This window comes from Pararhizobium capsulatum DSM 1112 (assembly GCF_030814475.1).
In the GTDB taxonomy this organism is placed as follows: Bacteria; Pseudomonadota; Alphaproteobacteria; order Rhizobiales; family Rhizobiaceae; genus Pararhizobium; species Pararhizobium capsulatum.
Map to the genome: position 1 here is coordinate 424093 of NZ_JAUSVF010000002.1, position 24662 is coordinate 448754.

A 24662-nucleotide genomic window follows, 5' to 3' on the forward strand; every position below is an offset into this window, starting at 1 on the left:
GATGGCGCCCGCTTGGCGCGGTGGTTTCGGGCGATGTTTGAGCGTGGCGGGTCGATTACATGACCAGCGTCGCTTCGTTGCCGATGGAAAAAGGGCGGAGAACTCGGTATCATTTGCCGCCAAGATCCGGAAATTCTTCAATCTTCACGCCTCCTAACATGCAGGGAGCTTTCATGAGCCAGCAACGTGCCGACACCACGATCATTTCTGCATGTCATGGGGCGATGATCAGTCATCCCGTCCGGCGCGTCGCTCTTCTCCTGGTCTGCACACCCTATCTGCTGAGCGGCATTCACAAGCTCATGGACTTCGACGCCGGCATTGCCGAAATGAGCCGGAACGGTCTCCTGCCTGCGGCGCCCTATGCCGCAGCGACGATCCTCCTGCAGCTTGGCTGCTGCGCCATGATCCTCACCGGCTTTTGCCGTTGGCTGGGCGCCCTGGTTCTGGCCGCTTTCACCCTCGCGGCCTCCGTCATCGCCAATGCCTTCTGGCAAACGACGCCACAAATGTATGAGACCATGCGTGCCGATTTCGCCGACCATCTGGCGCTGGTGGGCGGGCTCCTGCTGATCGCATGGTACGGACTTCACAAATATAAGAACCGTGGCGAAGACGACTGGAAATAGTTCCGCGGCAAGCTGTTGCAAAATGTCCTGGCGACCGATGGGGGACCGTGCCTCTTCGGGCTGCGGTGCAACGCGGTATAAATTGAGCACACCCGGCGATCGATCGCCATCCGGGAAGGGAGAGGGTGGTAACGCCTGCCAGAACGGTAGCGACCTAGCAGGCTGTTGAAAAAGTCCCTGGCGTGAAGACTTTGGTCGTGATTCATTGGCTTTGTCGAGATTCGGAGTTGATGGATGCGCGGCAGCGATGTGAGGAGCGGTCAACTTTTCAGTTATGTCGATCTTGAGGATCGTGTTCGTCGGGATCATCCGCTGCGGGCCATTCGTCAGATCGTGAACGACGCGCTCGTTTTGTTGGAACGGGAGTTTGCAGGGCTCTATTCACCGATCGGGCGGCCATCGATCGCGCCTGAGAAGCTTCTGCGCGCCATGCTTTTGCAAGCCTTCTATTCGATCCGTTCTGAGCGGCTTTTGATGGAGCGACTGGAATACGATCTTCTGTTCCGCTGGTTCGTGGACATTGGCATTGACGATCCAGCCTGGGACCATTCGGTGTTTTCGAAGAACCGCGACCGGTTGCTAGAAGGAGACATCGCCGCGAAGTTCCTGGGTGCGATCCTTTCGCAGCCCAAGGTAAAGCGGCTGTTGTCAACGGACCACTTCTCTGTGGATGGCACGCTGATCGAAGCCTGGGCGTCGATGAAGAGCTTCAAGCCGAAGGACGGCTCGGGCGAGCCACCATCGGATGACGGCGGTCGGAATGTGGAAGCAGACTTTCATGGCGAAAGGCGTTCCAACGAGACGCATGCTTCAACGACCGATCCGGATGCAAGACTTTATAGAAAGGGAAAAGGCAAGGAGGCCAAGCTGTGCTTCATGGGGCACGGGCTGATGGAAAACCGCCATGGCCTGCTGGTCGATGCCTACCTGACGGAGGCCAGCGGATATGCCGAACGGGTAGCGGCGCTGCACATGATCGAGCCCTTCGCTGGGCGGACACAAGCGACTACCCTGGGTGCCGACAAGGCCTATGACACAAAGGACTTCGTCAAAGATTTGCGGTCGATGAAGGTGACGCCCCATGTGGCGCAGAACGTCAATGGTCGCCGCTCCGCCATTGACGGGCGCACGACGCGCCATTCCGGCTATGGGGTCAGCTTGCGTATCCGCAAGCGCATCGAGGAGGCGTTCGGCTGGATCAAGACTGTCGCGGGGCAGGACAAGACGAAGTTCCGTGGTCGCGACCGCGTCGGATGGGCCTTCACCTTCGCGGCTGCCGCCTATGATCTGGTGCGGTTACCGAAACTGATGGCGGTGTCGTCATGAGCGCGGCCTCGAACTGCCGCCTGATTGGCCGCTGGCGGATCGTCGAGGCCGATCTATGGGATCGGGATTATCTCGACCTGGTTGAACCCGCCACGATCACCATCGGAGCCAATGGACATGGAGAAATCGCCTTCGGTGCGATGCAAGCGGGCCTCCAACTCGGCTACAGCACGTCCATGGTCTCCTTCACTTGGGCCGGATGCGACGAAATGGACGAGGTCTCGGGTGACGGTCATGCCGAATTACTCGACGATGGCGCAATCGAGATCGCGTTCGCTTATCACAATGGCGACGAGGCCATCCTGAAGGCCAAGTCAGAGACTTCTTCAACAGCCTGCTAGAGGATGTCCGGTTCAGATTGAACCAGACATCCTCTATATTTTTTTGTTTTCGTTTGTCTTCTTCGGGAAAACCGGTTCCCACTTTTCCCTGACAAACTCTAGGGCTGAATGTCGGTCGGTCCTAGAGTGACCACAGCCTGCGGGCATTCGCCGAGAGCAGCTTCGTGCGCTCATCAATGGATGAGCCCTCGATCAGCGCATGCGTCGCGGCGACCCATGTGGACAGATTGCCACCCAATGTGCAAACCGGCCAGTCGCTGCCCCAGATGACGCGATCCCACCCGAAGGCGCTGATCGTGTGTTCGACATAGGGGCGCAGCGTTTCGACATTCCAATTCTCCGCCTCTGCATAGGCGACCACGCCGGAAATCTTCGCAACGACGTTCGGGCGGCGGGAGATCTCTGCCATATGATCGCGCCATGGGAGATCCTTGCCGCTCTTGATGTCCGGAACGCCGCAATGGTCGAGGATAAACTGGACATCGGGAGCGAGGTCGGCAAGTGCAAGGGCCTTCGGGATCTGGTGCGGCAGGACGCAGAGATCGAAGGTGAAGCGTGTTCCGCCGAGCCGCTTGATGTTTTCGCGGAAGGTCGCACCCTCTGAAACGTCATCCGACACGACATGCAGCACCCGGCGAAAACCTTTGACAAAAAGATTTGCCACCTGGCGTTCGAGATAGGCGGGGAAATCCGGTTCTTCGGGCCGGCAAGCGGCGATCGCACCGTTGAGCAGGCTGCCGGCCGTCTCGGATAGCCGCTTTATTTCAGCGGTTTCCTTCTCCATTTGCGATGGATCGACATCCACTTCCATATGAAGCGACATGCCGATGCCGGCGCGCTTGGCCTCCAGGGCATATGTTTCGTAGAGATAATCGCGGTCGAGGGCAGGGGCGGATGACAGCCACGGATAGCTCAGCGCTGATTTATTGATGAGATGCAGGTGGGTATCGATGATCATGACGTGGCTCCTCCTCGGTCGCGATCAAACTCTCACAAGAAAATTATTTGTTCAAATAAGAATTTTCATGTCTCCCGACCCATCGCTTTAAGCGGCGTCCTCTCTATTCCTGCACCGCTGCAACATCGGAACCTGCCAGTAGCGAAAGCTGGGCAGCCGTTTCCACCAGCATTGAAATGGTGCGGGTGATGTCAGGGGCGGTTGGATTGTTGACGAGGGTGATATAGGGCACCGTGAGGGCGGCGATACCCGCCCCATCCGGCCCAAGGATCGGTGCCGAGAGGTTATAGACGCCGGCCGTCTGGGCGCTGGCCATCATCTCGTAGCCGCGCTCGCGGATCTGGTCGAGCCGGGCATAGAACTCGTCGGAGAGGGTTACTTCGCTGCGGCTTTTAACATGCTCGGAGATCATCATCTCGCGGTCTTCGGCAGACCGGAAGGCGAGCAGAACATGGCCGGAACCCGTATCGAACAGGCTGATATGGGAGCCGACGCGGATCGAGATACCCCAGTAATCCGGGGCTTCCTGCTGGGCGACGACGACGGCTGCACCGCGGTCAAAGACGGCCAGCTGGTTGGCCTGCTTCGAGCGTTGCGCAAGCTCGCGCATCAACGGTGTGGCATAGGATGCAAGACGGCGCACCGGGGCGTGAAGCTGGGCAAGGCCGAAGAGCTTCAGCGTCAGCGAATACCGGTCGCCGTCAATGCGCGTCACGTAGCCGCGCCGCACGAGCCGGTCGAGCATGCGGTAGAATTCGTTCGGGCTGCGATTAAGCTTCTTGGAAATTTCGGCCTGGGTCAGACCGCCATCGACGCCGGCCAGAAGTTCCAGAATGTCCAATCCCTTATCGAGAGCGGGCGCGCGGTAACGATCGGCCTCTTCGCTGTCTGTCGTCATTGCTTCCTCCGTGAATATTAGCATCCGTATACGAATAATGGAGCCAATTCAAACGAAGTTCTTGCTTGACGGCCTGTGAAAATGTTGTTTGTATATGAATTAGTTTCTCACACATGAGAACGCCGCACTAAGGAAGAGGTGCGGCAAACTGGAGGAGAATTCATGAGAAAGCTGCTTTCCGGCGTGTCTGCCGGTGTAATCGCGCTTGCATGGTCCATCGGTGCGGTTTCCGCAGCCGAACTGCCCGGCAAGTTTGAAGGTGTGACAATCGATGCCAAGCTCATCGGTGGTCAGCAGTACGAAAAGCTCTATGAGCGGATCGGCGAATGGGAGAAGGCGACCGGTGCAAAGGTCAACATTCTCTCGAAGAAGAACCACTTCGAGCTCGACAAGGAAATCAAGTCGGATATCGCGACCGGCGGCCTGAGCTGGTGCGTAGGTTCCAACCACTCGTCCTTCGCGCCGCAGTATCCGGATATCTACACGGACCTGTCGAAGCTGATCCCGGCTGAAGAAATCGCCGCCTTCGTCCCGGCTCTGATTCAGGCATCGACGCTCAATGGCAAGCTCGTCATGCTGCCGCGCGCCCAGTTCGATGTTTCGGCCCTCTACTACCAGAAGAGCCTCTATCAGGACGAAGCCAAGAAGACCGCCTTCAAGGAAAAATACGGCTACGACCTGACGCCGCCGGACACCTGGCAGCAGGTTACCGACCAGGCCGAATTCTTCGCCGCACCGCCGAATTTCTACGGCACCCAGTTTGCCGGCAAGGAAGAAGCCCTCAACGGCCGCTTCTATGAAATGCTCGTTGCCGACGGCGGCGAATATCTCGACAAGGACGGCCGCCCGGCCCTCAATTCCGAAGCAGGCGTTCAGGCGCTCGACTGGTTCGTCAATCTCTACAAGGCAAAGGCCGTTCCTCCAGGCACGACCAACTATCTGTGGGACGATCTCGGCCAGGGCTTCGCCTCCGGTTCGATCGCCCTCAATCTCGACTGGCCTGGCTGGGCGAGCTTCTTCAACGACCCGGCTTCGTCCAAGGTCGCCGGCAACGTCGGCGTGAAGGTGCAGCCGGCTGGTTCTTCCGGCAAGCGCACCGGCTGGTCTGGCCATCACGGCTTCTCGGTCACCGAATCCTGCGCCAACAAGGAAGCTGCCGCTTCGCTCGTCTGGTGGCTGACAAACGAGGACAGCCAGAAGCTGGAATCGGCCGCAGGCCCGCTGCCGACGCGCAGCGCGGTCTGGGATTTCAACATCAAGGCTGCCGAAGGTGACGCCTACAAGACCGAAGTGCTGCAGGCTTTCCAGGAAGCCGCAAAGCATGCATTCCCGGTTCCGCAGACGCCTCAGTGGATCGAAATCTCCAACGCCGTCTATCCGGAACTGCAGGCTGCCATCCTCGGCGACAAGACGTCGAAGGAAGCACTTGATGCGGCTGCTCAGAAGGCAACCGCCATTCTCGAAGACGCCGGCAAGCTCTGACAAGTATCATAAGAGGGCGGCGGCAACGGATGCGTTGTCGCCGCCCTTCCTCTTTCAATGAATTCCGGGAAGACCTTCGATGAAGCTCTCCAGACTGTCTGCGCCGGTTCTGCTTTTGACCCCGGCCTTCATCGTTCTTGCGGCCGTCATTGTCCTGCCGCTCGCCTTCTCGCTCTATTCGAGCTTCACACCGTTTCGGCTGACGAAGCCGGATTCGCTCTACGTCTTCATCGGCGTGCGCAACTATATTAGCGTACTCACCAATCAGGAATTCTGGATCGCGTTCGGTCGCACTGTTCTGCTGCTGACCGTAGCGCTCAATGCGGAAATGTTCTTGGGATTGGGGCTTGCGCTCCTCGTCAACAAGGCAACGCATGGGCAGCGCGTGCTGCGTACCATGATGATGTTTCCGATGATGTTTTCCCCGGTGCTCGTCGGCTTTCAGTTCAAGTTCCTGTTCAACGACAATATCGGGTTCGTCAACAACGCCCTGCAATCGCTCGGGCTAACCGATCAGGCAATTCCGTGGCTGATTGATGGCAATCTGGCGCTGTTCTCGATTATCGTCGCCGAGGTCTGGTCATCCACCGCCGTCTTCGCGATCCTGATCCTTGCCGGTCTGCTCGCCATGCCGAAAGATCCGGTAGAGGCGGCCCATGTCGACGGCTGCACGCCGTGGCAGACCTTCCGCTATGTGACCTGGCCCTATCTGATGCCGTTTGCGTTCATCGCGATGACCATCCGCTCGCTCGACGTCGCCCGCGCCTATGACATCGTCAAGATCATGACCGACGGTGGCCCCGCCAAGCGCACCGAGCTGCTTTGGACCCTTGTCGGCCGCACCGCCTATAGCGACGCCCGCATGGGTATGGCCAATGCCATGGCCTATGTCGCGATCCTGCTGTCGATCATCTTCACCGTCTATTTCTTCCGGAAGCTCGCGGCTGCCCGCGAGCAGATCGGAGCGGAGTGGTAATGGATATCAATAGTTCCCATCGCCTGCGCCGGCGCCTTTTGAAGTTCGCGCATCTGATCGGCTTGTTCCTCGCCATGGCGATCATCTGCCTGCCCGGCCTCTGGATCGTGCTGTCGTCGCTCAGGCCCACCGTCGAGATCATGGCAAAGCCGCCGGTCTGGATCCCCGAACAGATTTCGCTTGAAGCCTATCGCGCCATGTTTTCCGGTGCGGGGCAGGGGGGCATTCCAGTCTGGGATTATTTCCGCAATTCACTGATCATCTCGATCACCTCGACGGTGATCGCGCTCGCCATCGGCATGGCTGGCGGATACGCCTTTGCCCGCTACCGGTTCAAGGCGAAGTCGGCGATCTTCCTCGGCTTCATGCTGACACGCGCCGTGCCGGGCATCGCGTTGTCGCTGCCGCTGTTCATGATCTATGCGCGCACTGGCATTATTGACACCCATTTCTCGCTGATCCTCACCTACGTCGCGTTAAATGTGCCCTTCACCATCTGGTTGATCGACGGCTTCTTCCGGCAAGTGCCGAAAGATCTGGCGGAGGCCGCCCAGATCGATGGTTGCACGCCCTGGCAAGCCTTCTGGCAAGTGGAGTTTCCGCTGGCGGGTCCGGGCATCGCATCTGCCGGGATCTTTGCCTTCCTCACGTCGTGGAACGAATATGCACTGGCCTCGCAGATCACGCGGTCGGTCAATTCCAAGACGTTGCCGGTCGGGCTACTCGACTATACCTCCGAGTTCACCATCGACTGGCGCGGCATGTGTGCGCTTGCGGTCGTCATGATCGTTCCGGCGCTGACCCTCACGTTCATCATTCAGAAACACCTCGTCTCGGGCCTGACCTTCGGCGCGGTGAAAGGATAATCCATGGCTCCGGTCACGCTTAGGAAACTCGTCAAACGCTACGGTGCACTCGAAGTCGTTCATGGCATCGACCTTGAAGTGAAGGACCGCGAATTCGTCGCGCTGGTCGGGCCCTCGGGTTGCGGCAAGTCCACAACGCTTCGCATGATTGCCGGCCTCGAAGACATCAGCGGCGGCGACATCGAAATCGGCGATAACGTCGTTAACGACCTACCGCCGCGCGCCCGCAACATTTCCATGGTGTTCCAGTCCTATGCGCTCTATCCGCATATGACGGTCGCTGAGAACATGGGCTTCTCGCTGAAGATCGCCGGTCGGTCGCAGGACGATATCAAGGCGCGGGTGGCGGAAGCCGCCGCCATTCTCGATCTCGGCCATCTTCTCGAGCGCAAGCCGTCGCAGTTGTCCGGCGGCCAGCGCCAGCGCGTTGCCATGGGCCGTGCCATCGTGCGCCAACCGGATGTCTTCCTGTTCGACGAGCCGTTGTCGAACCTCGACGCCAAGCTTCGCACGCAGGTTCGCACCGAGATCAAAAAGCTGCATGCCCGCATGAAGGCAACGATGATCTACGTCACCCATGACCAGGTTGAGGCGATGACGCTTTCCGACCGCATCGTCATCATGCGCGATGGCTATATTGAGCAGGTTGGAACGCCAGAGGATGTCTTCCGCAAGCCGGAGACCAAGTTCGTCGCTGGTTTTATCGGTTCGCCGCCGATGAACATGGACGAGGCAGTCGTCACGGGTGGCGAACTCGTGTTCTCAAACGCACGGCTTCCGGTTCCACCCAAGTTTCTCTCACGTGTTAAGGAAGGCCAGAAAGTCACATTCGGTCTGCGGCCGGACGATCTCTACCCCGAGGGCCACGGACTTCATGCCGGCGAGGCGAGCGCTGTGCATGCCGCCGATCTGGCCGTCTCGATCACCGAGCCACTCGGCAACGAAACCCTTGTTTTTGTGCAGTTCAACGGCCGCGACTGGGTGTCGCGCATGCTTAATCCACGGGCGCTTGCGAGCGGGGAGAAAGTGCGCATGAGCTTCGACCTCTCCAAGGCGCATCTCTTCGATGCCGAAACCGGCAAGACCCTGGATATCTGACATGGCGAAAATCGAGAAAATCGAACTGCGCATGGTCGACCTGCCACCGAAGGTGAAGCGGACCGACGCCATTCAGAGCTTCGTCAGCCAGGAGACGCCCATCGTCACGATCACGGATTCGGATGGCGCAGTCGGCACCGGCTACAGCTACACGATCGGCACCGGCGGCTCCTCCGTCATGCGGCTGCTGTCTGATCATCTTGTCCCGATCCTGATCGATGAGGACGCCAATTGCATCGAGGCGATTTGGCACAAAATGGAGTTTTTTACGCACGCCACCACGATTGGCCCGATCACGGCGCTGGCGTTGGCGGCCGTCGATACGGCGCTGTGGGACCTGCGTGCGAAGAAACAGAACCTGCCGCTCTGGAAACTCGCCGGCGGGGCCAAGGATCGCTGCCCGCTCTACACCACCGAAGGCGGCTGGCTGCATATCGAAAAAGAAGCCCTGGTCGAGGATGCGTTGCAGGCCAAGGCCAAGGGCTTTTCCGGTTCCAAGGTCAAGATCGGCAAGCCGCATGGCGCCGAAGACTATGCCCGCCTTTCCGCAATGCGTATTGCCCTTGGCGATGGTTTCGAGATCATGACGGATTGCAATCAGGGTTTTACCGTCGATGAAGCGATCCGCCGCGCCGCGCGACTGAAGGAGCTCGATCTCGCCTGGATTGAGGAGCCTCTTCCGGCCGACGATCTCGACGGGCATATTCGGCTGACACGCTCGATACCGACGCCGATTGCGGTCGGGGAGTCGATGTATTCGATCCGCCATTTCCGCGAATATATGCAGAAGGGCGCCTGCTCGATCGTTCAGGTGGATGTTGCCCGTATCGGTGGCATCACGCCCTGGCTGAAGGTGGCGCATGCGGCAGAAGCCTTCGACATCCCAGTCTGCCCGCACTTCCTGATGGAACTGCATGTCAGCCTCACCTGCGCCGTGCCGAACGGTAAATATGTCGAATATATCCCCCAGCTCGATGACCTGACGACCAAGGGCATGGAGATCGTCGATGGCAAGGCATTGGCACCGTCAGAAGCCGGGATTGGCATTGCGTGGGATTGGGACGCGGTGAAGGCCCGCTCGATCCCGGAATTCACCACTGAGTTCCGCGCCTGAGGAGAAACGTTATGCAGCGCATGGGTATGGTGATCGGACTGAAGCCGGAGAAGGTCGCGGAATACAAGCGGCTGCATGCAGCCGTCTGGCCCGAAATTCTTGCGCTGATTTCCGAATGCAACATCACCAACTACACCATCTTCCTAAAGGAGCCGGAAAACCTGCTGTTCGGCACCTGGGAGTATGTCGGAGCCGATTTCGAGGCCGATATGGCTGCCATGGCGCGCCATCCTAAGAACCAGGAATGGTGGTCCGTCTGCATGCCCTGCCAGGAGCCGCTTGCCACCCGCAAGGAAGGTGAATGGTGGGCGATGATGGAAGAGGTGTTTCATCATGATTGAGATATCCGACCCATCCAGCCTCCGACAATGGTGGCCCAAGCCGTCTGCGCCAAAACCGATCGTGATTTTTGGCGCTGGTTCGATTGTTGGCGACGCCCATCTGCCTGCCTATCGCAAGGGCGGCTTCCCCGTTGCTGGGCTTTACGACCCCAACCGCGACAAGGCCGAGGCGCTGGCGCAGCAATGGGGCATCAAGGCTTTTGCATCACGCGATGAGGCGTTTGCGGTCGAAGGCGCGATCTTCGATCTCGCCACGCCACCGGCCGTCCATGCTGAAATCCTCTCGCAATTGCCGCGTGGCTCCCATGCGCTGATCCAGAAGCCAATGGGCAGTGATCTCGCTCAGGCGACCGATATCCTGAAAGTCTGCCGCGAACGCGATATCCGCGCCGCCGTTAATTTCCAGCTCCGTTTCGCCCCGATGATGCTGGCGCTGCATGATGCTGTCAAAAAGGGGTATCTTGGTGAGATTGTAGACTTCGACGCATGGCTGGCGCTCGCGACCCCATGGGGTCTCTGGCCATTTCTCAAAGGCTTGCCGCGTATCGAGATCGCCATGCACTCGATACACTATCTTGATTTCGTGCGAGGCCTTCTCGGTAATCCGAAGGGCGTCCATGCCAAGACAATCGGCCATCCGAACCACGAGGTCGCCCAGACCCGCACGGCCGCCATTCTGGACTATGGCGACAAGGTGCGCTGCGTGCTCTCGATCAACCACGACCATGATTTCGGCCGCAAGTTCCAGGCCTGCGAGTTTCGCATATCCGGTACGGAAGGCGCAGCCTACGTGAAACTTGGCGTCAATCTCGACTATCCGCGCGGCGAGCCGGACGAACTTTGGATACGCCCCCGTGGCACGCAAGACTGGGTTCAGGTCGCGCTTGAGGGCGCATGGTTCCCTGACGCCTTCATTAACCGCATGGCCAATCTGCAGCGTTTTGCCACCGGCGAGGACAGGGAACTGATCGGTTCCGTCGAGGATGCCTGGCAGACAATGGCCCTGGTCGAGGCCGCTTACCAATCGAGCGCCGCGCCAGCCATGCCGATTGCACAACTTCCGGAGGCCTGAGACATGGCAGAGCAGATCATCCACTACGAAGACTACGAACTCGGCCACGAGCGTGTCACGACCGGCCGCACGATCACCGAAACGGACTTTGTCGTGCATGCCGGCCACACCGGCGATTTTTTCCCGCATCACATGGATGCCGAATTTGCGAAGTCGCTTCCCGGTGGCCAGCGCATCGCCCATGGCACCATGGTGTTCTCGATCGGCGTCGGCCTCACAGCCACGCTCATCAACCCGGTTGCTTTTTCCTATGGTTATGATCGCTTACGCTTCATCCGTCCCGTCCATATCGGTGATACGATCCGCACGCGGGTGACAATCTCCGCCAAGGAGGATGATCCGAAGCGGGTGAACATGGGACGGGTCGTGGAACGCTGCGAAGTACTGAACCAGAGACATGAAGTCGTTCTGGCCGCGGATCATATCCTGCTGGTCGAACGCAAAGCCAACTAAGGAAGAAATGAGATGACGGATTATCTTCACGGCAAGACGGTATTGATCACGGCGGCAGCTCAGGGCATCGGTCGCGCCTCGGCGCTTGCCTTTGCCATGGCCGGTGCCAAGGTCCATGCGACCGACATCAACATGGATGTGCTTTCCGAAATCGCCGGAAAAGACGGTATTGTCACCCATAAGCTCAATGTGCTGGATGAAGATGCCGTGAAGGGTCTGGTCGCCGAGATTGGCGCCATCGATGTGCTGTTCAATTGCGCCGGCGTCGTCCACGGCGGCACCATTCTGGACATGCCGGACAAGGATCTGGAATTCGCGTTCGATCTCAACGTCAAGGCGATGATCCGCACTATCCGTGCCGTGCTGCCGGGCATGCTGGAGCGCAAGGACGGCTCGATCGTCAACATGGCCTCGGTCGCGTCCAGCGTGAAGGGCGTACCGAACCGTTTTGCTTACGGCGTCACCAAGGCGGCAGTCATCGGCCTCACCAAGGCCGTCGCTGCCGATTATGTCGGCCAGGGCATCCGCTGCAATGCGATTTGCCCCGGCACGGTCGAAAGCCCTTCGCTGCAGGATCGCCTGCGGGCCCAAGGTGACTTTGAAGCCGCCCGCGCCGCCTTTATTGCCCGCCAGCCGATCGGCCGTATCGGTACACCGGAGGAGATTGCGGACCTTGCCGTCTATGTTGCCGGGGCGACCTACACGACGGGTCAGGCCTACAACATCGACGGTGGCTGGTCGATCTGACGGCCGTATGGATCGGGGCGATAACCGTCCCATGAGATCATTGCCTGCCTGTCGCCAAGTGACAGGCGCCAAACTGGAGCTTTCCCATGGCCCGTATTACCAGCATGCGCGTCTTCGACCTGCGCTTTCCCACCTCGCTCAGCCTCGATGGTTCCGATGCGATGAACCCCGACCCGGATTATTCGGCGGCCTATGTCATCCTCGGGACCGACGAGGCGGGGCTGGAGGGCCATGGGCTGACCTTCACCATCGGCCGCGGCAATGACATATGCTGCATGGCTATCCGCGCCATGGAGCATCTGGTTGTTGGCACCGATCTCGCCGAGGTTCTTGCAGCGCCGGGCAAATACTGGCGCCACCTAACCAGCGACAGCCAGTTGCGCTGGATTGGCCCGGAAAAGGGCGCGATGCACCTTGCGACCGGTGCTGTCGTCAACGCCGTCTGGGACCTTCTGGCCCGTCAGGCGGGCAAGCCTGTCTGGCAACTCGTTTCCGAAATGTCTCCGGAAGAGATCGCCGATATCGTCGACTATCGTTACATGACGGATGTTCTGACTCGCGATGAGGCAATCGCCATCCTGAAGAAGGCGGAGGTCGGCAAGGCTGAGCGCATCGCGACCCTGAAAAGTGAAGGTTATGCCTGCTACACCACCTCGGCGGGTTGGCTTGGCTATTCCGAAGAAAAGCTGCGGCGTCTTTGCAAGGAGGCCGTCGATGCTGGCTTCAACCATGTGAAGATGAAAGTCGGCCGCGATCTAGAAGACGATATCCGCCGTCTCACCATTGCTCGCGAAGTCATCGGTCCGGATCGCTATTTGATGATCGACGCCAACCAGGTGTGGGAAGTCGATCAGGCGATCGAATGGGTAAACAAGCTCTCGTTTGCCAATCCCTTCTTCATCGAGGAGCCAACGAGCCCGGACGATGTCGCCGGCCACCGCAAGATCCGCCAGGCCATCGGCAAGGTGAAGGTGGCGACCGGCGAGATGTGCCAGAACCGCATCATGTTCAAACAGTTCATCGCCGAAGGCGCGATCGATATCGTCCAAATCGATAGCTGCCGCATGGGCGGGTTGAACGAGGTGCTGGCGGTGCTGCTGGTGGCGGCGAAATACAATCTGCCCGTCTGGCCCCATGCCGGCGGCGTCGGGCTTTGCGAATATGTCCAGCATCTGTCGATGATCGACTATATCGCGGTCTCCGGTACAAAGGAGGGCAGGGTGATTGAATATGTCGACCATCTGCACGAACATTTCATCGATCCCTGCGTGATAACGAATGCCGCTTACATGCCACCGGAGCGCGCCGGTTTCTCGATCGAGATGAAGCCCGAATCGATTGCCGAGTACACCTTCGCCGGATGATGTGATCCCCTGAAGGAGGGCTCATTTTTCTTGGGGCACACGCTCAGACAAAATAATAAAAATTCTCGTTTCAAATCCGTCTCTTGCTTGTTGTGAGGGCGGATTTCTCGTTTTCAGGGCATTGGGGGACGCGGAAATCTTAGCCCTTCGGAGGCGCTGGCAAGGGGAGGTTAACCTTTATTTTCTATTGAAAGGAGGAGTGCCAATTGTCCGTCTTCGTAAAGTGTACAGGTTGCCATGAATCTTTCCCGGTCCAATTTTAATAATTCCATCAACAGCATAGGGGAGGAAGCGGTAAAACAGGGGGAAAAGGGCAATGCGATCGAGCAAGGCTCGGTTGCCCGTCGTCCGTTGTCAGCTTCGCAAGCCAGCACACCTGCACCGCAGGTGCGGCAGGATACCGACGCGATGGCCGCAAACAGCATCGAGGGACGAGAAGACATGCCCGTGTGGCAGAGCGCCTTCGTGCTCGGCCCAAACGTGCGCTTCACCCGCACGCCGGAAAGTGCCATGGCCAAGCGCCCATCTACGGAAATGCCGCAGGCGGCCACAGAGCCGGAAACCGTCGAGACCGTGCCGGAGGTTGTTATCCCTGCCGAACGGCCGCCCGCGCTGATCGTTAAACGTGCTGCAGTCGAACCCCCGATTGCCAAGCCGGAAATCCTGCCGCAGCCTGTCGGGGCGCGGGCACTTTCCTATCGCCTGCGCCGCGAACTCGCTCGTCGGCTTGAGGAAGAGGCGAGCATCACGCAGGAAAGCCGAACGGCGATTGATGTCTCCGCAATCGAGGTGTCTGCGGCAGAAGCATCTGACGCACAGATCGATCTTGTCTGCTTCCCGCCCGATGACGAAATGCAGCCGGACCGGGCACCGATCGCCATAGCCCCAAGTGTTGCCTACCATCTGTCCGATTATGCCTTTTGGGAAGCGGTCAGCATCCCGAACGCGGGAGACATTCCGGAGCCTGTTGCGACGTCGACCCTTGCGGCAGCTGTTCTCAACCGACCTGCTACCACTGTGATTGCTCCCCCCGTCGTCGTGGTATCCGCGCCCACTGCTAAGCAGGCTCTCATTGCGAAGCCTACACCCACTATCGTTGCCTACGTTGCGCCGACGCCTTTGCCTTCCTTCAAGGCGCTGCCTGAGTCCGTTACCGGGCTATATCGCGAAATCGGTTGCCTTCCGCTGGCCCCCGAGATGCTGCCCGTCGCTGAAGAACCACTCATCCTTCCTTCTGCGCCGCAGGCAATGCCGTTGGTCGAGACGGTTGAACTGGCCACCCCGAAAGTGGACATCCGCCCGATCGTCAGGCCTCAGACATCCTTGCCTTTCACGCGCGATCTCGCGTTTTCTGTGGGAGAATACGAGTTTCCTCCGATCGACCTGTTGCAGGAGCCGCGTTTCCAGGAAACCACCACGATGTCGCAGGAAGCGCTGGAGCAGAGCGCCGGGCTTCTGGAGAGCGTGTTGGAGGATTTCGGTGTCAAGGGTGAGATCATCGATGTGCGCCCCGGCCCGGTCGTCACGCTCTATGAATTCGAGCCGGCGCCTGGTGTGAAGTCTTCCCGCGTCATTGGCCTTTCCGACGATATCGCCCGCTCGATGTCGGCGCTCTCGGCCCGCGTCGCCGTGGTTCCCGGCCGCAATGTTATCGGTATCGAACTGCCGAACCCGGTGCGCGAAACTGTCTATTTCCGCGAGCTGATCGAGTCTTCAGACTATACCGAGACGCGCCAGAAGCTTGCCCTTTGCCTTGGCAAGACAATCGGTGGCGAACCGGTCGTCGCCGAGCTTGCAAAAATGCCCCATCTGCTCGTTGCCGGCACCACCGGTTCGGGCAAGTCGGTCGCCATCAACACGATGATCCTGTCACTGCTCTACCGCTTGAAGCCGGAAGAATGCCGCCTGATCATGGTCGATCCCAAGATGCTCGAGCTTTCCGTTTATGACGGCATCCCACACCTGTTGACGCCGGTCGTCACCGACCCGAAGAAAGCCGTCATGGCGCTGAAATGGGCCGTGCGCGAGATGGAAGACCGCTATCGCAAGATGTCGCGGCTCGGCGTGCGAAATATCGACGGTTACAACACCCGCGCGGCAACCGCGCGCGCCAAGGGCGAAACTATCCTCTGCAGCGTTCAGACCGGCTTTGACCGCTCGACCGGCGAACCGACCTACGAGCAGGAGGAAATGGACCTCGCGGCCATGCCGTACATCGTCGTCATCGTCGACGAAATGGCCGACCTGATGATGGTGGCCGGCAAGGAGATTGAAGGCGCGATCCAGCGGCTGGCCCAGATGGCCCGCGCCGCCGGCATCCACCTGATCATGGCAACGCAGCGTCCGTCCGTCGATGTCATCACCGGCACGATCAAGGCAAACTTTCCAACCCGTATTTCCTTCCAGGTGACCTCCAAGATCGACAGCCGCACGATCCTCGGCGAACAGGGCGCGGAGCATCTGCTCGGCCAAGGCGACATGCTGCACATGATGGGCGGTGGCCGTATCGCCCGTGTCCACGGTCCTTTCGTTTCCGACGAGGAAGTGGAAAAGGTCGTCGCGCATCTGAAGACGCAAGGACGGCCGGAATATCTGGGCACGGTCACCGAGGATGCCGATGAGATCGATGACACCGCGGATGAAGACGCAGCCGTCTTCGACAAGACGGCTATGGGTGAGGACGACGGTGACGATCTATACGACAAGGCCGTCAAGGTCGTGCTTCGCGATAAGAAGTGCTCGACCTCCTACATCCAGCGTCGCCTGTCGATCGGCTACAACCGCGCGGCTTCCTTAGTCGAACGCATGGAGCAGGAAGGCCTCGTCGGCCCCGCCAACCATGTCGGCAAACGGTCCATTATTGCCGGTGGACGCGATATGCCGGATGCTCCAGGTGGCGTGGATATAGAGGTTTGATTGTAGATGCCCGGCTGGTGATCCTGCCGGGCTCATTTTCTTAAGACTTGCGACTTCACCGAGAGCCAATATTGAAGAAGCGTTCCTTCGCATCACTTCGAGAGGACGTCTGGTTCAGATTGAACCAGACATCCTCTTTCTTTTGTTTTCGTTTGTCTTTTCAGGAAAATCGGTTCCCACTTTTCCCTGACAAACTCTAAAGGCCTTCCTATGCCTGCAGCAAGTCGCTCGATGGATTGACCGCCAAGCCGAAATCATCCTTCCGCATCGTGAAGCTCAGCATCGAGGCGGTTGTAGGTCGCCTGGATCATATCGATGTCGTGGATATGGCTGAGACCCGCGACTTCAACGACCACATTGGCTACAGCGACATCGACGTGCGAAGGAGGTTCATCTTCACGTAAGCCCAGAAGGGCCTTAGCGCTATCAACGCTTCCGCCCGACGCGTAGTAGAGATCAAGCGCACTGGCTAAGTAAGCGTCGCGGCGAAGTTCAAGAGACGTGGAGCGCGTGCCTTCGGTCTGAACCAGAAGACGAACTGCCTTGTTCTGTACTTCACTCACCTGTCCCGCCTCCAATGGCCTGCATCATACACGTACAAGGGGCAGCCTATTGAATTAAATTCGTATTTTCAATTCGCGAAATACCGCACAGCCCGATTGGCGCCCTATTTTCGCGGTGGCGAGGAGTGGCCCTGGCGTTGCAACGTTTGTGAAGCGGGGCATCCGAGGGGCCGATGCGGCGTCCGCAAAGGCTGACGGACGTGGTCTCGTGCGTCCTGGGTCCCCGAGCAAGCCCCAGTTGATCAACTCCAGCGGAAACCGAGATTAGGTTTCCGCTGGAGTTCGAAAGTCGAGCAAGACGGATTTTATGGTTTTTTCGCGAGCTGCAGCAGGCCGTCGTAGAGCGCGGTGGCAAGCGGATCCACATCCGCTGCTTCCTGGTGGAGCCGGAAAGTCGTCGCGACCAGTTTGCCGCGACCCAGCCGCTTCTCGATGACGAAGGCGGCCGGCTTATGGACCCAGCCGATGACGACGCCCGCATGCACGCGCCCCTGAAACTCCCAGGGGCGGAACCCGGCCATCAGCTGGTGCGGCACCACACCAGTGAAGGACAGATCAAACAGCGGGCCGCCCGGCACATTTGCGAAGACGCCGTCGCGTCGCAGCCATGAAAAATTGCCGACCCAATCACCGCGCCAGATCGACTTGTGACGATTGATCAGGTTGTAGCCCGGGAAGCTGAAATAGGGGCCCGACATCATGCCACCGGCACCCGGATCGATCTCGATCGACATCGGCCCATCCCGAGGAGACGTGTCGTCACGCAGGCGTCCCGGCTCTTTTGCGACAATCTGCAGCACACGCTGGCCGGAATGGATGGCCTCGATGCGCTCGGCATTGATGTCATGGGTGACGAAGACATCCGCTTCCTCAGGTGAAGCTATAGCATGGCCGAGAGCCGAGAGCCGCGCTGAAATCTGGTCGTCGTTCGAAGCAAAACGGACCGGCGAGAGCGCATCGCGCTTGGCATAGATCGAGATCATCTCGGAATTTTCAGAGAGTATGTTGCCATCCGGCGCCACGATGCGGAAAGCCGCCTTGCGGATATCGGGCGCCGGCGCTGCATTTGCAGTCGCCGAAACCGGAAGATCATGAACCTGCATCGGGGCAATTGCCGGCAACCGAATTTCACCTGTTTCCGCACCAAGTTCCCAGACGAGGCGGCTGCCTTCTGGCAGCGTTGCACCACCGGTGGAGACCTTGACGTTGAATGCGGCGTCCTCCCCACCATACATCGCGTGGCGGGCAGCGCCCGGTGCGATGACGATATCGGAATTCACAGCCGGCAGCGCCTGCGCAAAGGGACGCGGATTGCGTGCCATGTCCATCAGTCCGTTGCCTTCCCAATGGACGTCGGTGAGTTCGGTGATGACGTAGCCGCCGATTGGTGCGTGGGTGCGGATGACCTCGATCTCATATTTGAGGTTCATGTACTGGTACCACTGCACCTGTTCGATGAAGCTCCCGATGTCGCCAAAGACCTGGCCAAGACCCAGTTCGCGGAAGCGGGCTTCGATGCCCTGCGGCAGGGCGGTGCCATCCGCCCATGTCGCGCCATAAGCCATCCACCAGGGGTCGCGGCCACTTTCGTCACGCAGGCGGGACGGGTCCGGCAGGCCCCAGACGCCGAATTCGGAGAGGATCAGCGGCTCTTTCCGTGTACGAACCGATTCCTTGTCCGTCGAGAAGGTCCAGTCGGCATTATCTGCGAATTCGCGGCAGAGCAAGTCCCATTCCTCGCGGCGATCAACGGCCGTCCGGTAGAAGTGGTAGTCGTTGATATCGGTCTTGACGTGGACATTCGGAAAGCAGGCTGAGTTGTCGACGACGAGGCGCAGCGGATCCTCGGCGCGCAGCCAGTCGACCATATCGGAAATCCATTGCCGCTGTTCTGCGGCTTCGCGCAGACGCGTGCCCCAGTCTTCGTTGATCAAGGTCCAAATGACGATCGAGGGATGGTTGCGGTCACGGGCGAGGATGCCTTCCATCGTCGTCCTGAGACGCTCGGCCGAGGCCGGAGTGAAGGTCTCGATATTGGGGATTTCCGTCCAGATCAGCATGCCCAGCCGATCTGCGACCTCGTAGTAGCGCGGGTCCGGCACCTTGATATGGCAGCGCAGGCAATTGAGGCCCATGGCCTTCGCCTTGCGCAACTGGTCTTCCAGCAACTCCAGCGAGGGCGGCGCGCCGAAGCCGTCGGGATAATAGTCCTGATCGAGGGCGGCGCGCAGATAAAGCGGAGCGCCGTTGAGATACAGGTAGCCGTCCTTGGCTTCAAAACAGCGGAAGCCGAAGCTCTCCTGCCGGCTGTCGATCTCGATGCCATCGGCGACGAGCGTTGCCTTGATTGCGTAAAGGCTCGGGCTGTCCGGCGACCAGGGCCGCACAGCGTCGAGCTGGATAGAATAGTCGAGCGCGTTCCCTGTGACGGGAACGGTCCCAGCAAAGACGGACGTACCCTGCGGGCCGACGATCTCGAGTTTCAGCGTACCGGCGACTGCGCCTGCAAAGCCCGCTCTCACATCGAGCCGGCCCTCAGGCCAGATCGGATCGAGACGCAGGGACGAGATGTGAAGCGTGTGGCGTGCCTCGAGCCGTACCGACTGCCAGATGCCGCCCTGCGGACCATACCAGCTCTGCTTGCCATGGGGGATTTCCGCGAAATCGACGCCGTGTTCGTTGCGATGTCCGTCCGGCAGGGAGGCGACGACTTCGATAGTGTTCTCTGCCTTCAGAAGACCTGCGGGGATCACGAATTCGAAGGGTAGATAACCTCCTTCATGACGGCCGATCTCGTTGCCGTTGATGGAGACGACAGCCAGATCGCTAACGGCGCCGAAGCAGATGGCGATTTCGCGACCGTTCCACTCGGCAGGCAATGCGAAATCACGGCGGTAAGTTGCCGATCCGAAGCTGACGGCAAGATCCTCGAAGCAGGCCTGCCAATGCGCAGGCACCTTTGCCTGCCGCCAGACGCCATCGGTTTCGTGACGGAACGCCCACATTCCATCGAGGGAAAGCGTGGCACGGTGCGGCGTATTCGCTGGGCTAAGCGACTGGGAATGGGCATTCATCGGATTATCCTTGGAAGATCGGCAAATTCGGCTTGAGACGGGATACGCGCGGCAAAGCGCGTATCCCGCGGGAGACCAGCCCCTCACCGAGGGGCTGTGAGGAACCCTAAAGCGCGTCGCAATCTTTCAGATCGCTTTGGCGCTTTAAGCTCTTGTTTTGGCGCATGTGGTTATCGCAAAACCGCTTCGCACTTTTGCGCGACATGCTTAACGATTACGGCGCAGCACGCGCTCGACCCCGCTCTGCATGGCTTCAAGCGCTGCCTGCGGCTCGGTGCCCGTCAGCCACATGGCGTTGAAGTCGGTGATCATCGCGTTGTAGACGGCGCGCTGGTTCTGGATCTGCGGCAACGCCGTGGCATTGTTGGCGGTGTCGGCAAATTCGGCGCGGTGCGGAAGGGCCTTGAATTCATCTGAGTTCAGGACCGACTGGCGAACCGACAGATGGCCGGTGCGCGACCATTGGAAGTTGTTGTCGTTCAGGAACTTGAGGAAGGCGAGGGCGGCTTGCGTCTTCTCTTCGCTGCGACTGTCATCCTTCGGGATTACCCACATGTGGCTGTCGGCCCAGACCGCCGGTTTGGCATAGACCTGCGGGAAGTTGGCGACGCGGTAGTCCTTGAGCGCAACCTTGCCGCTCTTGGCTTGGGTATCGTAATTGTCGACGCCCCAGGTGCCGTTGATCAGGATGCCGGTTTCACCGTTGAGGAACGCCTGTTCGGAGCCGGGATAATCAAGCGCGGCATTAGCGAGACCTTCCGAGAAGATCGACGAGACGAGCTTGGCGGCATTCAGACCTTCGGCCGTGTTGATGCTGGCCGTCTTGCCATCACCGGAAATGACGTCGACGCCCTGTTGCCACTGGAACGTATCGAAGACGCGAACCATCATGCCTTCAGCACTCTGGGCTTCTGAGCCGATATAGTATTTGCCGGTCTTTTCCTTGAACTGCTTGCCCTGGGCGAGGAGTTCTTCCGGCGACTTCGGCAGGACAGGCGAGCCATCGGCATTGACGAGGCCGGCCTGCTTCATCAGATCCATATTGACGTGGAGAAGCAGTGCATGGAGGTCGTAGGGCAGCGCATATACTTCATCCCCGGAGGATGCGTTCTTGAGTGCTGCGGGCACGAAGTCCTTGGTATCGATGCCGAGATCGGCCATCGACTTGCTGAGGGGCGTGAGGAGGTCGCGGTCAGAGAAATTCGGCATGACTGAAGCATGCATGACTGCGACATCAGGGATGTTGCCGGTGGAATAGGTCGCGGTCAGCAGGTCGTAATAGGCACCCCAGTCGACTGTCTGGGTGACGACCTTGGCGCCAATGGTGTTTTCAGCGTTGAACTTGTTGGTGAGCGCTGTGATGATGCCGCATTCGCCATTGGCCTTGGAGACATCGGTCACTTCGCCGTATTCGGTCTTGCAATCGCCGAAGAAGCGGAAGAACGAGATATCGACGGCGTGGGCTGCTCCTCCCCAGAGCGTGGTCATTAGTGTCGTGGCGAGTGCCAGGCGTTGCAACGTTTTGGTCTTGTGCATCATATCCTCCTTGTCGATGCGGTACTGAAATGGCCGTCCCGGAAAGCCCGGACAGGCGGCGTCTATTTGCCGGCGCTCATGGCGACACCCGCCACGATGAAGCGCTGGAAGATCAGGAACAGAAGAACGATCGGAAGGCTGGCGAAGACCGCCGACGCCATGACTTGGCCGAGCCCTTCCGAGAAGGCGAAGTTGCTCTGGATCGAGGCGAGACCCACGGTCACCGTGTACATGTCGGCCTTGGTTGCCGAGACGAGCGGCCAGAGAAAGTCGTTCCAGGCGAAGATGAAGGTGAAGAGCCCGAGCGTGGTCAGCGCCGGAATGGAAAGCGGCAGCATGATCTTCAGGAAGATCGTCAGCCGCGAGGCGTGGTCGATGGCAGCGGCTTCTTCCAGTTCCTTCGGGACGCTGCGGAAGAACTGCATCATCAGGAACACGCCGATCGGAACGGCGACGCGCGGCATGACGAGAGCGAAGTGCGTGTTGTGCAGCCCCCAGCCGGACACCATCGTGTGGAGCGGAATGAACACGGCCTGCTCCGGCACCATCAGGCCGGCGACCATTGCCATGAACAGGGTCTTCTTGAATGGAAACTCCAGCCGCGCGAAGGCGTATCCGGCCATGGACGAGACGAACAGAACCATCAGGGTCATCGTCACCGAGACGATCAGGCTGTGCATCAGCCAGCGCGGCACGGTATCGAGCTTCAGGAGGCCGATATAGTTGTCGAGCGTGAACGGGATCGGCAGGAAGCCTGCCGTCGAGTGCATCAACTCTGCATTCGGCTTCAGCGACATGGCGACGACCCAGATGACGGGCACGAGCCAGAGGATCGCGAAGGCAATAGTCGCCCCGAGGATCAGGAGATCGGTGACACGGCGCAGGCCGCTGGTGCGTGCGCTGACCATCATTCGTCTCCCTTCCGGCCGAGCCAGAGCTGCGCCATGGTGAAGCCCAGCATCAGGATGAAGAGCCCGAAGGACATGGCCGTGGCATAACCGACCTGCCAGTCGCGGAAGCTCGTCTCATAGATATACTGAACCAGCATGCGCGTTCGGTTTGCCGGCCCACCCTGCGTCATCAGGTGCGCCTGACCGAAGATCTGGAACTGGCCGACGATCTGCAGCACCAGAACGAGAAGGACGGTGTGGCGGATGGAGGGCAGGGTGATGTTCTTCAAGACCGTGAAGCGACCGGCGTGATCGAGTTCAGCCGCCTCATAAAGTTCCGGAGGTATCTGGCTGAGCGCCGCCAGAAACAGTGCCATCGGCAGGCCGACGCCCCACCAGAGCGTGGTCAGCGCAATCGACGGCATGGCAAGCGTCGGGTGGCCGAGGAAGTTGATCGGCTTGACGCCGATCATGTTGAAGAGCGGCACCAGCAGGCCGTTGTCGGCGGACAACACCATCGACCAGATCAGCGTCACGACCGAGACTGAAAACACGCTCGACATGAAGAAGACCGAGCGCAGCACACCCTTGAGGCGTCCCTGACCGAAGACGGCGAGCGCCAGAACCAGCGCCAGCGCCGTCATGGTCGGAACGGTCATGGCGACGAAGTTGAGCGTGTTGCCCACGGCCTTCCAGAAGATCGCGTCGAGCCACAGATCTTCGTAGTTCAGGAAGCCAATATATTCGCGGTAGTTTCCGGCGAGCTCCCAGTCGTGGAGGCTGATCCACAGGCCCTTGAAGAAGGGATAGACCAGGAATGTCGCATAGATCACGGCAAAGGGTGCGAGGAAGAGATAGGCGGCAAGAACATCCCGCCTGTGCGCAGCTTTGAGGCTGTTGGCGCTCATGCCCCACCTCCCGCATGCAGGGTGATCGAGAGCGTGTTGGCGTCGAAGACATGGCGTGTGCCAGGGCCGATCGCGAAACGGGCGATGGAGCCGATGGCAGGTGCCGCGCCGCCACGCAGTTCGGAGACGATCGAGGTGCCATCTGCAAGTGTCGCATAGACGAGCTGCATCGAGCCCAGCTGCTCGACGACATCGACAGTCCCGCTGATGGGGCCGTCATTGGCTGGCGACAGGATTTCCGGTCGCAGACCAAGGGTCACCTTGTCTCCGACCGTGGCGGAGCCGGCGCGGACTTTTGCGCTCACGCGGGTCTCTCCGGGGCAGACAAGCTCGACGTTTTCTCTATCGACGACCGCAACGGTGGCCGGGATCAGATTGATACGCGGTGCACCGAGGAAGCCGGCGACGAATGCGTTGGCCGGACGTTCGTAAAGCTCGATTGGTGCGCCGACCTGCTCGATCTCTCCGGCCCTCAAGACGACGATGCGGTCCGCCATGGTCATGGCTTCCGTCTGGTCGTGGGTGACGTAGATCATCGTCGCGCCGAGGCGGTGGTGAAGCTTGGCGATCTCGGTGCGCATCGAGACACGAAGCGCTGCATCAAGATTGGAAAGCGGCTCGTCGAACAGGAAGACCTCCGGTTCGCGCATGATGGCGCGGCCGATGGCGACGCGCTGGCGCTGGCCGCCGGAAAGCTGCTTGGGCTTGCGATCGAGATAGGGTTCAAGCTGCAGAATGGCGGCAGCCTTGGCGATGCGCTGGGTGATTTCGGCCTTGGGCGTGCCGATATTCTTCAGGCCGAACGCCATGTTCTCGCGAACGCTCATGTGGGGATAGAGCGCGTAGTTCTGGAAGACCATGGCGACGCCGCGGTCGCGGGCAGCCATGTCGTTGACGCGAGTGCCGCCGATCTCGACGCTACCGCCGGTGATGATCTCGAAGCCGGCGATCATGCGCAGCAGTGTCGATTTTCCGCAGCCGGATGGTCCGACGAAGACGACGAACTCGCCGTCCTTGATCGCAAGCGAAACATCACGAATGACATTCACCGCGCCATAATTCTTCGACACACCCGCGAGCGTTACCCCTGCCATGCACTCCTCCCAGAGC

At 59.6% G+C, this 24662-nt stretch carries 22 protein-coding genes; 14 read left to right on the forward strand and 8 right to left on the reverse strand.

Annotated features, from left to right (window positions below; translation table 11 throughout):
- Positions 1–173 precede the first annotated feature (173 nt).
- From QO002_RS22360 to QO002_RS22370, 3 genes are all read left to right on the forward strand, one after another.
- On the forward strand, positions 174–629 hold the full coding sequence (locus QO002_RS22360) for a DoxX family protein (RefSeq protein ID WP_307233947.1): 456 nt from the start codon (positions 174–176) through the stop codon (positions 627–629).
- Positions 630–863: 234 nt separating this feature from the next.
- Positions 864–1955: an IS5 family transposase gene (locus QO002_RS22365; RefSeq protein ID WP_307233949.1), complete on the forward strand. Its 1092-nt coding sequence runs from the start codon at positions 864–866 to the stop codon at positions 1953–1955.
- Positions 1952–2296 (forward strand): hypothetical protein, encoded by a 345-nt coding sequence (locus QO002_RS22370; RefSeq protein WP_307233836.1) that lies wholly within the window; start codon positions 1952–1954, stop codon positions 2294–2296. Before QO002_RS22365 ends, QO002_RS22370 begins: the two co-directional genes overlap by 4 nt.
- 121 nt (positions 2297–2417) lie before the next feature.
- Here QO002_RS22370 and QO002_RS22375 read toward each other — a convergent pair whose 3' ends face one another.
- Both QO002_RS22375 and QO002_RS22380 read right to left on the reverse strand, forming a co-directional pair.
- Positions 2418–3254: an amidohydrolase family protein gene (locus QO002_RS22375; protein WP_307233952.1), complete on the reverse strand. Its 837-nt coding sequence runs from the start codon at positions 3252–3254 to the stop codon at positions 2418–2420.
- A 103-nt stretch (positions 3255–3357) separates the two neighbouring features.
- The gene (locus QO002_RS22380) at positions 3358–4152 is read right to left on the reverse strand and encodes an IclR family transcriptional regulator (RefSeq protein ID WP_307233954.1); all 795 of its coding nucleotides are present in this window, start codon (positions 4150–4152) and stop codon (positions 3358–3360) included.
- A gap of 162 nt (positions 4153–4314) precedes the next feature.
- Here QO002_RS22380 and QO002_RS22385 point away from each other — a divergent pair, with 162 nt between their 5' ends.
- The 11 genes from QO002_RS22385 (at position 4315) to QO002_RS22435 (ending at position 16581) form a co-directional block, all read left to right on the forward strand.
- Positions 4315–5634 (forward strand): ABC transporter substrate-binding protein, encoded by a 1320-nt coding sequence (locus QO002_RS22385; protein WP_307233956.1) that lies wholly within the window; start codon positions 4315–4317, stop codon positions 5632–5634.
- A gap of 79 nt (positions 5635–5713) precedes the next feature.
- Complete coding sequence (locus QO002_RS22390; RefSeq protein ID WP_307233958.1) at positions 5714–6610, forward strand: carbohydrate ABC transporter permease; 897 nt, start codon at positions 5714–5716, stop codon at positions 6608–6610.
- Positions 6610–7476 (forward strand): carbohydrate ABC transporter permease, encoded by an 867-nt coding sequence (locus tag QO002_RS22395; RefSeq protein ID WP_307233960.1) that lies wholly within the window; start codon positions 6610–6612, stop codon positions 7474–7476. Before QO002_RS22390 ends, QO002_RS22395 begins: the two co-directional genes overlap by 1 nt.
- Positions 7477–7479: 3 nt before the next feature.
- Complete coding sequence (locus tag QO002_RS22400; protein ID WP_307233962.1) at positions 7480–8574, forward strand: ABC transporter ATP-binding protein; 1095 nt, start codon at positions 7480–7482, stop codon at positions 8572–8574.
- Position 8575: 1 nt separating this feature from the next.
- A complete protein-coding gene (locus QO002_RS22405) occupies positions 8576–9688 on the forward strand; it encodes a mandelate racemase/muconate lactonizing enzyme family protein (RefSeq protein WP_307233964.1) in 1113 nt (370 codons plus the stop codon).
- 11 nt (positions 9689–9699) lie between these two features.
- Positions 9700–10029: an L-rhamnose mutarotase gene (locus QO002_RS22410; protein ID WP_370878567.1), complete on the forward strand. Its 330-nt coding sequence runs from the start codon at positions 9700–9702 to the stop codon at positions 10027–10029.
- Entirely contained in the window at positions 10022–11101 is a 1080-nt protein-coding gene (locus QO002_RS22415) for a Gfo/Idh/MocA family protein (RefSeq protein ID WP_307233966.1), read from the forward strand. The genes QO002_RS22410 and QO002_RS22415 overlap by 8 nt, the downstream gene beginning before the upstream one ends.
- Before the next feature lie 3 nt (positions 11102–11104).
- The gene (locus tag QO002_RS22420) at positions 11105–11554 is read left to right on the forward strand and encodes a MaoC/PaaZ C-terminal domain-containing protein (RefSeq protein WP_307233969.1); all 450 of its coding nucleotides are present in this window, start codon (positions 11105–11107) and stop codon (positions 11552–11554) included.
- Between the two features lie 12 nt (positions 11555–11566).
- Entirely contained in the window at positions 11567–12301 is a 735-nt protein-coding gene (locus tag QO002_RS22425; RefSeq protein WP_307233971.1) for an SDR family oxidoreductase, read from the forward strand.
- A gap of 86 nt (positions 12302–12387) precedes the next feature.
- Positions 12388–13665 (forward strand): L-fuconate dehydratase, encoded by a 1278-nt coding sequence (locus QO002_RS22430; RefSeq protein WP_307233973.1) that lies wholly within the window; start codon positions 12388–12390, stop codon positions 13663–13665.
- A gap of 237 nt (positions 13666–13902) precedes the next feature.
- Entirely contained in the window at positions 13903–16581 is a 2679-nt protein-coding gene (locus QO002_RS22435) for a DNA translocase FtsK (RefSeq protein WP_307233975.1), read from the forward strand.
- Between the two features lie 254 nt (positions 16582–16835).
- On the opposite strand, the gene QO002_RS22440 is transcribed toward QO002_RS22435, so the two are convergent.
- From QO002_RS22440 to QO002_RS22465, 6 genes are all read right to left on the reverse strand, one after another.
- Positions 16836–17144: a hypothetical protein gene (locus QO002_RS22440; protein ID WP_307233977.1), complete on the reverse strand. Its 309-nt coding sequence runs from the start codon at positions 17142–17144 to the stop codon at positions 16836–16838.
- Positions 17145–17449: 305 nt separating this feature from the next.
- Positions 17450–20218, reverse strand: coding sequence for a glycoside hydrolase family 2 protein (locus tag QO002_RS22445; RefSeq protein WP_307233979.1), 2769 nt, complete (start codon positions 20216–20218; stop codon positions 17450–17452).
- Between the two features lie 207 nt (positions 20219–20425).
- Positions 20426–21754 carry an extracellular solute-binding protein gene (locus tag QO002_RS22450; protein ID WP_307233981.1) on the reverse strand — a complete coding sequence of 443 codons (1329 nt, stop codon included), beginning with the start codon at positions 21752–21754 and terminating at the stop codon, positions 20426–20428.
- A 62-nt stretch (positions 21755–21816) separates the two neighbouring features.
- Complete coding sequence (locus QO002_RS22455) at positions 21817–22665, reverse strand: carbohydrate ABC transporter permease (RefSeq protein WP_307233983.1); 849 nt, start codon at positions 22663–22665, stop codon at positions 21817–21819.
- Complete coding sequence (locus tag QO002_RS22460) at positions 22662–23552, reverse strand: carbohydrate ABC transporter permease (RefSeq protein ID WP_307233985.1); 891 nt, start codon at positions 23550–23552, stop codon at positions 22662–22664. The genes QO002_RS22455 and QO002_RS22460 overlap by 4 nt, the downstream gene beginning before the upstream one ends.
- The gene (locus QO002_RS22465; RefSeq protein WP_307233987.1) at positions 23549–24646 is read right to left on the reverse strand and encodes an ABC transporter ATP-binding protein; all 1098 of its coding nucleotides are present in this window, start codon (positions 24644–24646) and stop codon (positions 23549–23551) included. The genes QO002_RS22460 and QO002_RS22465 overlap by 4 nt, the downstream gene beginning before the upstream one ends.
- Positions 24647–24662: the final 16 nt, after the last annotated feature.